The sequence below is a fragment of the Paraburkholderia sp. BR10141 genome, from assembly GCF_056155635.1.
This window is the reverse complement of record NZ_JBMIQH010000020.1, coordinates 1-13,149: the sequence shown is the minus strand read 5'-3', so window position 1 is coordinate 13,149 and position 13,149 is coordinate 1. Positions and strand designations below refer to the sequence as shown.

Below are 13,149 nucleotides of genomic sequence, written 5' to 3'. Positions count from 1 at the left end.
GGAGGGCGCATGGCAGGTTTCTTCATTCAGCGCCCGATCCTCGCGTGGGTCGTTGCGATCGTCATCATGTTGATCGGCGCTGCGGCGACCACCACGTTGCCGATCGAGCAATATCCGACCATCGCGCCGCCTTCGGTGCAGGTCACGGCAACCTATCCGGGCGCTTCCGCCGACACGGTCGCGAAGACCGTCACGCAGGTGATCGAGCAGAAGCTTTCCGGCATCGATAACCTGCTGTACATGTCGTCGACGAGCAGCGGCGCGGGGCAGGCGACCATCAACCTGACGTTCAGGCCCGGCACCAATCCGGACATCGCGCAGGTGCAGGTCCAGAACAAGGTGACCCAGGCCACCGCCTCGCTGCCGGAGACGGTGCAGGAGCAGGGCGTGCAGGTGGCGAAGGCGTCGAGCGACTTTCTGATGATCGTCGCGCTCTCGTCGCCGGGCGGCACGCTCGATTCGATCGACCTCGGCAATGTCATCGCGACGCAGATCGAGGACCCGCTTACCCAGATCAACGGTGTGGGCGACGTCACGCTCTTTGGCGCGCAGCACGCCATGCGGATCTGGCTCGATCCCGTGAAGCTGCGCAGCTTCGGCGTCACTGCGTCCGACGTGACGACAGCGGTCACCAATCAGAACGTGCAGCTTTCCGTCGGCGAACTCGGCGGCGCGCCTGCTACGGACTCCCAGGCGATCAATGCGACGATCTCGGCGTCGAGCCTCATGACGACGGCCGACCAGTTCGGCGACATTCTGCTGCGCGTGAACAGCGACGGCTCGAAGGTTCGCCTGAAGGACGTCGCGCGCGTCGAGGTGGGCGGCGATTCATACGATACGTCCTCGCGGCTCGACGGCAAGCCGGCGGCCGCGCTGGCCGTCAAGCTCTCGACGGGTGCGAACGCCATGGCGGTCGCGAAGGCCGTGCGCGCGAAGCTCGTAGAGCTGCAGCCGCAATTGCCCAAAGACGTGGCGATTGCGTATCCGTACGACTCCACGCCGTTCGTGAAGATCTCGATCGAGGAGGTCATGAAGACGCTCTTCGAAGCGGTGATCCTCGTGTTCCTCGTGATGTATCTGTTCCTGCAGAACCTGCGTGCGACGCTGATTCCGACGATCGTCGTGCCGGTTGCGCTGCTCGGCACGCTGGGCGTGATGTCGGCGATAGGCTTCTCGATCAACGTGCTCTCGATGTTCGCGATGGTGCTCGCGATCGGCCTGCTCGTGGACGACGCGATCGTCGTCGTCGAGAACGTCGAGCGCATCATGGCCGAGGAAAAGCTCGACGCGAAGGCGGCCACGAAGAAAGCGATGAGCCAGATCACCGGCGCGCTCGTAGGCGTGACGACGGTGCTGACCGCCGTCTTCATCCCGATGGCCTTCTTTTCCGGCTCGACCGGCGCGATTTATCGCCAGTTCTCTGTCACTATCGTTTCGGCGATGGTGCTCTCGGTGCTGCTCGCCATGACGCTCACGCCCGCACTCTGCGCGAGCCTGCTGAACCCGTCGGCCGTCGAACATGCGCAGAGCCGCGGCTTGCTCGGCGCGTTCAATCGCTTCTTCACGAAGAGCAACGCGCGCTACAGCACCACGCTGGCGCGCGTGGTGGCCAGGCCCGCGCGCTGGATGCTCGGCTATGCACTCATTGCGGGCGTGGTCGGCATTCTGTACGCGACGCTGCCTTCGTCGTATCTGCCGGAGGAAGATCAGGGCTCGATCATGGTGTCGATTTCGGCGCCGGTCGGCACGCCTTCTTCGAAGACGCTTCAGACCGTGGCAGCCGTCGAGCAATACTTTCTGAAGCAGCCCGCGGTAACGCACGTGATGGCCGTGAACGGTTTCAGCTTCAACGGGCAAGGGCAGAACAATGCGCTGGCGTTCGTGCAGTTGAAGGACTGGAGCCAGCGCGGGTCGAACGATAGCGCGCAGGCGGTGATCAATCGCGCGAACGCGGTCTTCGCGGGCAATCGCGATGCGCAGATCTTCGTGATGAACGAGCCCGCGATTCATGGTCTCGGCACGCAAAGCGGCCTCGACTTCGAGATCGAGGACCGCGCGGGCCAGGGGCATGACAAGCTGCTGAAGGCGCGCAACCAGTTTCTCGCGCTGGCCGCGAAGGAACCGTCGCTCGCCATGACGCGCTCGGCCGGCCTCGAAGATACGCCGCAGCTCTACGTCGATATCGACCGCGAAAAGGCGAGTGCGTTCGGGCTGTCGATCGCCGATGTCGACACGACGATTTCCACCGCGTTCGGCTCCGCGTACGTGAACAACTACATCGATACCGGGCGGATCCAGAAGGTCTACGTGCAGGCGGACGCACCGTACCGGATGATGCCGGACGACATCGGGCAATGGTATGTGCGCGCGGATTCGTCGTCGTCGAGTACTTCGTCATCCTCGAGTTCGTCGTCGAGTTCGACTTCGGCTTCAACGTCTACAACGTCCACGACGTCCACCACGACGTCGGGCTACGACGGCCAGATGGTGCCGTTCTCAGCATTCGCCACCACGCGCTGGACGTTCGGGCCGCCGCAGATCGAGCGCTACAACCGCGAACTGGCGATGCAGATGAGCGCACAGCCCGCGCCCGGTGTGAGCACCGGCCAGGCAATGGCCGCCGTCGAAAATCTCGCGAGGCAGTTGCCCACCGGATTCGGCATCGAGTGGACGGGGCAGTCGTATCAGGAAGTGCTTGCCGGTTCGCAGGCCACGTATCTGTATGCGATTTCGCTGATCGTGGTGTTCCTGTGCCTCGCGGGGCTGTATGAGAGCTGGTCGGTGCCGCTCGCGGTCATTCTCGTGGTGCCGATCGGCGTGCTTGGCGCGTTGTTGGGCGCGCATTTGCGCGGGCTGTCGAACGACGTCTATTTCAAGGTCGGCCTGCTGACGACAATCGGCCTCGCAACGAAGAACGCGATTCTGATCGTCGAATTCGCGAAGGACCTCCAGGAGCAGGGCCGTGGGCTCGTCGAGGCCACGCTCGAGGCGGCGCACCAGCGCTTGCGGCCGATCCTGATGACATCGCTGGCGTTCGTGTTCGGCGTGCTGCCGCTCGTGATCAGCACCGGAGCGGGCTCGGCCGCGCGCCATGCGATCGGAACCGGCGTCGCCGGCGGGATGATCGCGGCGACGGCGCTCGCCATCTTCTTCGTGCCCGTGTTCTTCATCGTCGTGCGCCGGCTGTTCAAGGAGCATGGCGACGGCGAAGCCGTGCAGCACGCAAAGGACCAGGAATGAAATTGAAGCTTCTGTCCGTGCTCTGTGCGGCAGCATTGAGTGCGTGTTCTCTCGACCCGGTTTATCAACGGCCCGCTGCGCCGGTCGCCACCGCCTGGCCAACGGGCGCCGCGTACGCTACGGGTGCATCGGCGGCTACGCCCTCAACATCACCTGCGGCGCCGAACGCGGCCGACGTCGGCTGGCGCGATTACTTCAAGGACCCGCGCCTGCAGGAACTGATCGCGCTCGCACTCGACCACAACCGGGACTTGCGGGTGGCGGCGCTGCAGGTGGCCGAGTACGAGGCGCAGTACCGCATCACGCGCGCGGAGCTGGCGCCGACGATCGACGCCGGCGGCTCGCTCACGAACACGCGCACCGACGGCGCGGTGAGCCACTCGAATACCGTTTCCGTCGGCACGACGTCGTGGGAAATCGACTTCTTCGGGCGCATCCGCAGCCTCAAGCGCCAGGCGCTCGAGAACTATCTGTCGACGCAGGCCTCGCGCACGAGTACGCAGCTTTCGCTCGTGGCCGATGTCGCGACCGACTATCTGCAATTGCTCTCCGATGAGACCTTGCTGAAGGTTTCGACCGACACCGCCGCGGCCGACCAGAACACCTACGACCTCACGGTGAGCATGATGAAGGTCGGCAGCGCGTCGCTTCAGGACGTGCGCGAGGCACAAACGTCGCTTGCGAGCGCTCGCGCGAGCGTGGCGTCATACACGCGCGCGGTCGCGCAGGACCGCAACAATCTGATCGCCGAAATCGGCTGTCCATTGCCCGACGACTTCGCCACTGGGTCTACGCTGCTCGAGAGCGACGCCATGTTCGCGGACGTCGATGCGGGCATCCCGTCCGACTTGCTCGCGCGACGGCCCGATATCATCGAGGCGGAGCATACGCTCAAGGCGGCGAACGCGAACATCGGCGCCGCGCGCGCGGCGTTCTTTCCCAAGATCGAGCTGACGGCGAGCGCCGGCACGGCTAGCACGAGCCTCTCGCAGTTGTTCAAGGCGAGCACGGGCGCGTGGACCTTCGCGCCGACGATCACGATGCCGATCTTCGACTACGGCAGCAACAAGGCGTCGCTCGACGTTGCGAAGATCGAGAAGGATATCGACGTGGCCGACTACGAAAAGGCGATTCAGACGGCGTTCAAGGAAGTGTCGAACGCACTGGCGGGGCGCGCGACCTATGTCGAGCAGGTCGCGGCGGACCGCGACTACGTGAAATCGGCGCAGGATTACTACGACCTCGCGCAGGCGCGCTACAAGACCGGCACCGACAGCTTCCTGACCGTGCTCACCGCGCAGCGCACGCTCTATACGGCACAGGAGCAACTCGTCACCGACGAGCTGGCGAAGCTCTCGAATCAGGTCACGCTGTACAAGGTGCTGGGCGGCGGCTGGTCCGCGTCGAGCGTGCCTGAGCAGGCTGCCGCAAGCGACCCGGCGCATTCCTGAAACATGCAGTCGGAAATGCGGCCCAGGATGCAGTCCAGGCGAATCACCCGCTAGAATTGCGATGGTCGGCGCTGCGTTGTGCAGCGGCGCTTGCGACTTCCTTGCCATTACTCGATTCAATTCACGCGTGAAGACCGCTACTCTCGAACAACTGCGTGACGGGCAACTCGCCGGCGCACGACAGCTCAAGCTCGCTTGCGGGTTGACCGAATTTCCGCGCGAAATCTTCGATCTCGCCGACACCCTCGAGGTGCTCGACCTCTCGGGCAATGCGCTCACGTCGCTGCCGGACGACCTGCCGAGGCTGCGCCGTCTGCGCATACTGTTCGCTTCGAACAACCCGTTCACCGAGTTGCCGCCGGTACTCGGCGACTGCGAATCGCTGAGCATGGTCGGCTTCAAGGCGAACCGCATTCGCCGCGTTACGGGGTGCGCGCTGCCGCCGCAATTGCGCTGGCTGATCCTGACCGATAACGACATCGACGCGCTGCCGCCTGAAATCGGCGAACGTCCGAATCTGCAGAAGCTGATGCTTGCCGGCAACCGGCTGCGCTCGTTGCCCGAGACGATGGCCGCGTGCAGCCGGCTCGAGCTGCTGCGGATTTCGGCGAACCGGCTCGACGCGTTGCCCGACTGGCTGTTGCGCCTGCCGCGCCTGGCGTGGCTCGCCTACGCCGGCAATCCGCTGAACGTGGTGCGCGAGCAGGTGGCGCTGGCCGATTCGCCGGTGCCCGATATCGACTGGCATACGCTCGCACTCGGACAAACGCTCGGCGAGGGCGCATCGGGCGTGACGCATCGCGCGACGCGTCTCCTGCGCGACGGGCATCCGGTGGAGGCGGTGGCCGTCAAGCTGTTCAAGGGCGCGGTCACGAGCGACGGTTTGCCGGAACTGGAAATGGCGGCGTGCCTGCAAGCCGGGCCGCACGCGAACCTCATCCCGGTGCTCGGCAAGATCACGGGTCATCCGCTGGGCGAGCACGGCCTCGTGATGGAACTGATCCCTCCGTCGTTCGTCAATCTCGCCGGGCCGCCGAGCCTCGACTCGTGTACGCGGGACGTCTACGCAGCCGATGTTCTGTTCGACAGGCTGGTTGCGTTGCAGATCGCACGCGGGATCGCGTCGGCGGCGCGGCATCTGCATGGGCGCGGGATCATGCACGGCGATCTCTATGCGCACAACATCCTGCACGACGGCTCAGGGCACGTATTGCTCGGCGACTTCGGCGCGGCGTCCTTTCACGATATCGACGATCGCGCACAGTCCCAGGCGCTCGAGCGCATCGAGGTGCGTGCGTTCGGCTGTCTGCTGGAAGAACTCGCGCAACGTCTGGCCGCAGAGGCTAATGAACGCGACGCCGGCTTCGATGCGCTGATTGCAGACTGTTTCGCCGAGCAGGTCGACAGGCGGCCTTCGTTCGATGAGATCGTCGAACGGCTGTCTGCCTGACGCCATGAAACGGGCGGTTTCGCTGACGCCCGAGGAATTTTCGCAAGCCGCTAAATACTCGGCGTGAAGGGCAAGAATTCTGTCCTCTTTCCCACACTCATTCGTGCAACGAGCAACTACAGTTGAATCGTTGGGGATCAGTTGCACGTTGGACCCGCCATCGCCTGATTGCCGTCCCAGGGTGTGAACGCCATGAAAAAATTCCTCAGCGCGCTATTGCTCGCTTCGGCGCCGTTCGTCGCGTGGGGCGAGACGCCATTCCTCCATTCACACAGCGCGATCGTGTATGACGTCGCGCGCCACGAAGTCCTGCTCGAAAAGAACGCCGACGAGGCCCAGCCGATCGCGTCGCTCACCAAGCTGATGACGGCGATGGTCGTGCTGGACAGCGCCCAGCCGTTGGGTGACACGGTGACCGTCGACAACGACGACATCGATCGGCTCAAGCATACGGGGTCCCGCATCCCTATCGGTGCGTCGCTCGAGCGAGGAGAGATGCTGCGTCTTGCGCTCATGGCGTCGGAGAACCGCGCTGCATCCGCGCTTTCGCATGCGTTCCCGGGCGGCCAGGCGGCGTTCATCCGGCAGATGAATGAAAAGGCGCGCGCGCTGAATATGGCCAGTACGCACTTCGACGATCCAACCGGGCTCTCGCCCGAGAATCTCTCGACGGCGCGCGATGTCGTGAAGATGGCGGACGCCGCGGCGCGCTATCCGTTGATCAGCGAATACACGACGCTTCCCCGTTACGAAGAGGCGATCGGCACGAGGACGCGGTTCTATCACAACACCGACCCGATAGTGAGCTCAGCCGACTGGGACGTGCTGGTCGCAAAGACAGGCTATATCCGCGAGGCGGGGCGCTGCATCGTGGTCGATGCGAACATGCCGAACGGGCAGGTGATGATTGCGCTGCTCGGCTCGCGAACCTCGTGGGGACGCTCTGCCGATCTCGTCACGATACGGCGATGGCTGAACGGCGACGACACGCCGGTCGTGGAACCGCGCTATTACGCAAGCGCCCGTGCGCATCATCACTATTCGATGCTCGCGCGCTCGCACGGCGTCAGGGTGCGGCTCGCATCGTACCCGAGCGCCCCGACGTCCGGTGCGCACCGGCAGAGCGTCAAACACCATGCCGGCAAGCGGGCGCACCATACGCTGGTTGCCGCGCTAGGCTAGACGGCATTCGTGTCGACCGGCGTATAAATCGCGAGTTTCAGCGCCGGATCGTCGTTCGCCTGAAACGTTGCGTACTGGTAGCGCTGCGTACCGTGCTTCGCGTGCGCCAGGACCTTCTGGCCCGACGCGCCGCTGCGCACGTCGTGCGTACTCCACCACCTCACGAATTCCTCGCTGCCTGAACGCAGGCGCTCGACCAGTTCGACGAACGCCGGGTCGCCCGCATAGAGGTCGTGGCTCGTGCGAAACAGCGCGATCATGCGGCGCGCTTCATCGGGCCAGCCCGCGCCAAAGAGCCGCCGTGCCTCCGGTTCGATGAACATGTAGATCATGATGTTGCGATCTTCCGCAGCGAGGCGATCGAAGCCAAGCAGATCGGAGGCGGCCTCGTTGCACACGAGGATGTCCCAGCGCCGGCCCGTGACGTAAGCGGGCAGACCGAGACTGGCGACGATCCGCGCAAGGGTCGGCGGCACGCTCTCGCGGGCGAAGACGCGCGCCTCGCCGCGCTGCGCGAGCACGCGCAAATGGGCGGCTTCGGCCTTGTCGAGCCGCAGTGCGTGGGCAAGCGCATCGAGCGTCGCATCCGAAGGGCTGACTGCGCGCCCCTGTTCGAGGCGGACATACCAGTCGACGCCGATGCCCGCGAGTTCCGCGACCTCTTCACGCCGCAGGCCGGGCGTACGGCGGCGCCTGCCGCCACCGAGGCCGACTTCGTCGGGGCTCAGCTTCTTGCGCCGGGAGCGCAGAAAATCGCCGAATTGGGTTTGTGTCGTGGCTGTCATCGCGTTCGCTTCGTGCAGGGTGGGTGGGACTGCGCAATCCTGGGATCGCAGCGGGCCTTGTTGCTGATTCTAAGCCTGCCAGAATCGGCTCGTTCCCCCTTCTGGAAGCGCCATGAAAGCTGCCATTCTGAAAACCCTCAACGCGCCGCTCACGATCGAACAGATACCGGACCCCACCGCCGGCACTGGCGAGGTCGTCGTGGACGTCGTTGCGGCGCCGGTGTTGTCCTATGCGCAGGAAGTGTTTAGTGGAGAACGCCGCTATCCCATCGACCTGCCGATCGTGCCTGGTTGCGGCGCGATCGGCCGGGTCCGGACCGTCGGCCCGGATGCGACGAAACTGCAACCGGGCGACTGGGTGTTCTGCGATCCGACGGTGCGCGCGCGCGACGACGCGCTCATGCCCGACATCGTGCTGCAGGGCTGGAGCGCGCGGGGCGAGGGCGGCCAGAAATTGCAGCGCTATTTTCATGATGGCCCGTTCGCGGAACAGCTTAGGGTGCCGACCGAAAACGCGGTGCGTATCGGCGACATCGATCCGGCCGACGCTGCGCGATGGTGTGCGCTCAATACGCTGCTCGTGCCTTATGGCGGGCTGCTCGCGTCCGATCTGCGGGCGGGCGAGATCCTGCTCGTGAGCGGCGCGACCGGCAACTTCGGCAGCGCGTGCGTCGCGGTCGCGCTCGCCATGGGTGCGCGGTGCGTCGTAGCCCCCGGGCGCAATGTACAGGCGCTCGACAAACTGGCGCGCAACTTCGGCGAGCGCGTGCGGACCGTGGCGCTTTCCGGCGACGAAGCAACGGACCGCGAACGCATGCAACAGGCGGCGCCTGGGCCGATCGACTGCGTGATGGACCTGATGCCGCCATCGGTTCCGGCGACGACGGTGCGCGCCGCGGTGATGGCGGTCCGCCCATACGGGCGCGTGGTCCTGATGGGCGGGGTCGGCATGCTCGGTGGCGCCGGGCTCGAACTGCCTTATCCTTGGATCATGCGCAATGACATCACGGTGCGGGGCAAATGGATGTACCCCACGCACGCCGTGACGCTCATGACAGGTTTGATTCACGGGGCGCTGCTCGATCTGCGCCATTTCGACGTGACGACCTTTGCGCTCGACGATGCGAACGAGGCCGTCGCGCACGCGGCGGCGAACGGCGGCCCGTTCAACATGACGGTGATTTGCCCGTAGCCTCGATTCATGCGCCTTGCGGCGATGAACGGCGTGCGCCGCTCCGTCCTGCCAGTGCGCCAAGCGCCGTTCGAGGTAATTCTTCGGTGGCGAGAGCCCACAGCGAATACGCCACGCCGCGCTGGAACAACAAGCTGACAGCACTGCGAAGCTCGCCCCTGCCGAGCGCATAGACCGAGTCAGTGACGGCCTTGGCGCCGTGCATCAGCACGCTGGCATGGCGGTAGCACCCCATCATGCAGGCGTTGCACGGTTCGCGTTGATCGGGCAGGCGGTCGAGGTCGAACACAGAGCCCATGGGCTCATGCCACGGTTCGCAACGCCAGACATCGAGATTCCAGTCGATATAAAAATACTTGCTCCCGGCGATGCACGGAATGAGTTGCTGTTCGCCGCGCACGAACCGCGCGACTTCGTCCAGTGCAGCGCCCGGGTCCATCACGCGAAAGCGCTTTTTGAGGGCCTCGATGGCACTCAATGCTTCGAGCAGTTCGTCGCGGCTGAGGTCGACGAGCTTCGAATTTTCGTCGTAAACGAGCGATGTGGAACCGAATGCGTCGCGCCTTGGGTAGGAGAACACCACGGAATCGAAGCCAAGCTGATTGAGCGTCTCGGGAAGCGCTGCGTAACGGACCAGATGGCTCACCGTAACCGTTGCGCAAACCGGGATGCCAAAAGCATGCGCCTGGGTGATGCCCTCGCGGATGCGGGCCGCAAGGCCGGGCAGGCCGCGATTGTGCTCGTGCTCGCTCATGTCCGCGCTATCGATCGAGATCAGGAGACGCTTGAGGCCGGCGTCAGCCAGCTGCTTGATGTGGCGGGGAAGGAACCAGCCGTTCGTGATCACGCCGCACTGGATGCCGGCTTTCGTGGCCGAGCCTACGAGCGATTCGATTTGCGGGTGCACCAGAGGCTCTCCGCCCTGCAGCGTCATGTAGCGAATCTTGCGTCTGCGCAGCATCGGCATCGCACGCTCGAACGCATCGGGATCGAGATAGCGGCGCGGACCTGCCATTTTCTTCTCACGAGAAAAGCCGCAGAAGTCGCATGCAGCGTTGCAAACGTTCGTCACTGAGACGTCACAGACCGCAGGCAATGGATTGCGTGGCTCGTTCGCGTCGTTGCTTACATTTGGCAAACTGCGCCACTTGATAGTCCGCTCTGTCCTGTCCATGGTGCTGGTGCCCTCACGGTTTGCCGGCTCATTGCGCTCGAACCATCATAGGTTACGCCATGCACGCGCGCCGCATCGGGTACGATTCTTATTCAAAAATAACTCCAACAAATCTTGTTTGACCGGCTAGTGCGAGTCGACTTCAATCCCCATACTTGAGGGTGTCTCGTCGGAATATCGGTTCCGGGCGAGTTTGCGAACGCTATGCACTGGCTGCAGAAGGAGGGGGAAATGGTTGACACTTCAACCACCAGGCCGCGCGTCATCGGCTTCAATCACGTCGCGCTGGAAGTCGGCGACATCGAGGAAGCGCTGGCATTCTATGGCCGCATCTTCGACTTTCAGTTGCGCGGCAAGAGCAGGACGATGGCCTTCATCGATCTTGGCGATCAATTCATCGCGTTGCAGGCGGGGCGCAAACAGCCCGCCGACGACGGCCGCCATGTCGGCCTCGTTGTCGATGACAAGGAGGCGGCGCGCGCCGCACTCAAGGCGGCGGGCGTGAAGCCGCTCGACGGTCCATTTCTGGATTTTCGCGACCCCTGGGGCAATCGCATCGAGATCGTGGGCTATGACAACATCCAGTTCACGAAGGCGCCGAACGTCCTGCGCGGCATGGGCCTGACGCACCTGACCAAGAACGAAAGCGCGAAGAAAGAACTGGCCGAAAAAGGGATGGCAGCCAGTTGATGGCCGGCTTTCGGTGATGGCCGATCGGCCGGACGGCTGCTTCGCTCAATTCGGTTGAGGTTGCGGTTCTTGTGGCGCCAGTTGCGGTTGCGGTGGTGGTTGCAGCGGCAGTTGCGGCTGCAGCAGCGGCAGCGGAGGAGGTTGCGGTGCCGTGATCGGTTCGAGACCGCTGTGCGTGATCGCGGCCGCCGCTTCCGGCGAGGACAGAAAGCGGATCAGCGCTTCTGCGCCGACAGGATTTCTCGCTGTGGTTGCAATGCCGCCGGAGTACACCGTGTAACGTTGTACTTCCGCGGGCAGACTGCCAACCACTATTATCCCCTTCACCGGCAACAGTTCCACGACCTGTTGCAAGCCGATCTCGGCGTCGCCGTTCGCGACGACAGTGGCGACCCGCTCGGCGGAGACCATGCGGCTCCTGCTATTCATGCGCCCGTCGAGGCCCAGACGCGGAAACAGTTCGTTGGCGATATAGACGCCGCTCGCGCTATCCGGATAGACAATCGACTTCGCTGCAAGCAGCGTGCGGCGCAAAGCGTCGACCGTGCTGATGTCCGGTTGCGGCGCGCCCTCGTGCACCGCGAGGCCGATTGGCGAGCGTGCGAAGTCCACCTTGCTGCCGGGCACCACGTTGCCCGCGCGAACCTGGTCGTCGAGCGCATTGCTGACCACGATCAGCACGTCGGCCCACTCGCCGCGCGCAAACCGCACGGGAATCGCATTCAGGGCGTTGCCTGTTGCAGCGCCCCAGACGGTGGCCAGCGTATAGCCGCTCTCGTCCTCGAATTGCGGGCCCAGATCACGATACACTGGCGCAAACCAGCCCGACATCATGACTTTCACCTGGTCCGCCAGACACACGCCGGGGCCCAATAACGCGAACGCGATGCACAGCGCAAGTGTGCAAAACCTCAGCTTGTGGATAGTCACGGTTGCGCCCCATCTCGATCGGCTGATCCGGCACCACGGACATGTATCGCTCCCTATTTGCAACCGCAGCGTGCAGCGAAAGCATGCGATGAAAACGCGCTATGTAAGCGCGTCGTGGATACGACCTTTTTGCATCGTTTATACAACACGTTCGTTTGCACACACACTGGTTTTCTTCGCCTCTGATAGTCTTTTCCCAGCGACAGTTCGGGCGGTTATCAAACTTGACGCGTGCGATCGTGAAATTGAAAACAGGGGGGCTTATCCATGTTGCATTGGCTTTCGAACTTGATTGCCCACAATGCCGCAACGCCGGAGAAGCAGGCTCAACGCGCGCTCAGTGAATTGCGCATGGCACTCTTCCAGGCCGAACAGCGGGTTCTCGATGCGCAATTGCAGGCCGAGTACTACCGCACGCGAATTGCGTTTTGCGAGGAGGTGCTGAAGGCCGGCATCGAACAGGTGTCGGACCTGCGCAAAGGGCAACGTGAAGCGGTTACTCACGACTTGCGTCCGAACCTGAAGCTCACGACTTCCTGAGAGTCGGGCGCGGCAGAAGAAACTCCGCCGGCATGATAGAAAGCGAGTGCGGCACCAAACTTGCTCAGCCGGTATGTAGGGAACCCTACTGTCGAACAACTAGACCCTACATCAGGAGACGATCATGGATAAACGTGAGTACAGCCACTCCCAGGAGATCGAACAGGACGACGCCGATCCGGAAAACGAACCTTATCTGCACCCGTATCGCTCGTTATTGCATGAGCCCACCGTCGTACTGGCTGGCAACCCGAGCGACCGCGCAGACGTCGCTACGTCGGCGATACTCGGGTACAACTGACTGACTGCAACGCGTTCGCTCGTCGATTGCCGGGTCAAATATTCGGTATTCCGAATGATTTGATCCGGCGATTCTGCTTTGGCGACTAGCGGCCGATGTGCGCCCATCCGGGCGCAGCGCACTTTTCTTTCCGGTAGTCGGCGGAACGATCGACGCACCGCTAGTGTCGTGAGTTAGAAGTTCGTTGAATCAATTTCCCGGTCTTCCTGGAATG

At 63.5% G+C, this 13,149-nt stretch carries 11 protein-coding genes; 8 read left to right on the top strand and 3 right to left on the bottom strand.

Going from position 1 to position 13,149, the window contains the following annotated elements:
• Positions 1-9 precede the first annotated feature (9 nt).
• The 4 genes from ACOJB8_RS25135 to ACOJB8_RS25120 all read left to right on the top strand — a co-directional run bounded on the left by ACOJB8_RS25135 (position 10) and on the right by ACOJB8_RS25120 (position 7,323).
• Complete coding sequence (locus tag ACOJB8_RS25135) at positions 10-3,240, top strand: efflux RND transporter permease subunit (RefSeq protein ID WP_475014864.1); 3,231 nt, start codon at positions 10-12, stop codon at positions 3,238-3,240.
• A complete protein-coding gene (locus ACOJB8_RS25130; protein ID WP_342948837.1) occupies positions 3,237-4,691 on the top strand; it encodes an efflux transporter outer membrane subunit in 1,455 nt (484 codons plus the stop codon). Before ACOJB8_RS25135 ends, ACOJB8_RS25130 begins: the two co-directional genes overlap by 4 nt.
• Positions 4,692-4,818: 127 nt before the next feature.
• Entirely contained in the window at positions 4,819-6,141 is a 1,323-nt protein-coding gene (locus ACOJB8_RS25125; RefSeq protein WP_342948838.1) for a leucine-rich repeat-containing protein kinase family protein, read from the top strand.
• A gap of 192 nt (positions 6,142-6,333) precedes the next feature.
• Complete coding sequence (locus tag ACOJB8_RS25120; RefSeq protein ID WP_342948839.1) at positions 6,334-7,323, top strand: D-alanyl-D-alanine carboxypeptidase family protein; 990 nt, start codon at positions 6,334-6,336, stop codon at positions 7,321-7,323.
• On the opposite strand, the gene ACOJB8_RS25115 is transcribed toward ACOJB8_RS25120, so the two are convergent.
• Positions 7,320-8,108, bottom strand: coding sequence for a helix-turn-helix transcriptional regulator (locus ACOJB8_RS25115; protein ID WP_475014862.1), 789 nt, complete (start codon positions 8,106-8,108; stop codon positions 7,320-7,322). The two genes, ACOJB8_RS25120 and ACOJB8_RS25115, sit on opposite strands and share 4 nt — an antisense overlap.
• A 112-nt stretch (positions 8,109-8,220) precedes the next feature.
• On the opposite strand from ACOJB8_RS25115, the gene ACOJB8_RS25110 reads away from it, so the two are divergent.
• Entirely contained in the window at positions 8,221-9,300 is a 1,080-nt protein-coding gene (locus ACOJB8_RS25110; protein ID WP_342948841.1) for an MDR/zinc-dependent alcohol dehydrogenase-like family protein, read from the top strand.
• A 7-nt stretch (positions 9,301-9,307) separates the two neighbouring features.
• On the opposite strand, the gene ACOJB8_RS25105 is transcribed toward ACOJB8_RS25110, so the two are convergent.
• The gene (locus ACOJB8_RS25105; protein WP_342948842.1) at positions 9,308-10,474 is read right to left on the bottom strand and encodes a radical SAM protein; all 1,167 of its coding nucleotides are present in this window, start codon (positions 10,472-10,474) and stop codon (positions 9,308-9,310) included.
• A 204-nt stretch (positions 10,475-10,678) separates the two neighbouring features.
• Between ACOJB8_RS25105 and ACOJB8_RS25100 the strand changes: the two genes are divergently transcribed.
• Positions 10,679-11,164, top strand: a complete 486-nt coding sequence (locus ACOJB8_RS25100) for a VOC family protein (RefSeq protein WP_256094883.1) — start codon at positions 10,679-10,681, stop codon at positions 11,162-11,164.
• Positions 11,165-11,209: 45 nt separating this feature from the next.
• Here the strand turns inward: ACOJB8_RS25100 and ACOJB8_RS25095 are convergent, their stop codons facing one another.
• The gene (locus tag ACOJB8_RS25095; RefSeq protein ID WP_475014860.1) at positions 11,210-12,094 is read right to left on the bottom strand and encodes a substrate-binding domain-containing protein; all 885 of its coding nucleotides are present in this window, start codon (positions 12,092-12,094) and stop codon (positions 11,210-11,212) included.
• Between the two features lie 351 nt (positions 12,095-12,445).
• Between ACOJB8_RS25095 and ACOJB8_RS25090 the strand changes: the two genes are divergently transcribed.
• Together ACOJB8_RS25090 and ACOJB8_RS25085 are read left to right on the top strand one after the other, a co-directional pair.
• On the top strand, positions 12,446-12,634 hold the full coding sequence (locus ACOJB8_RS25090; protein ID WP_254317186.1) for a hypothetical protein: 189 nt from the start codon (positions 12,446-12,448) through the stop codon (positions 12,632-12,634).
• A 124-nt stretch (positions 12,635-12,758) separates the two neighbouring features.
• Positions 12,759-12,935, top strand: coding sequence for a hypothetical protein (locus ACOJB8_RS25085; protein WP_176732940.1), 177 nt, complete (start codon positions 12,759-12,761; stop codon positions 12,933-12,935).
• Positions 12,936-13,149 lie beyond the last annotated feature (214 nt).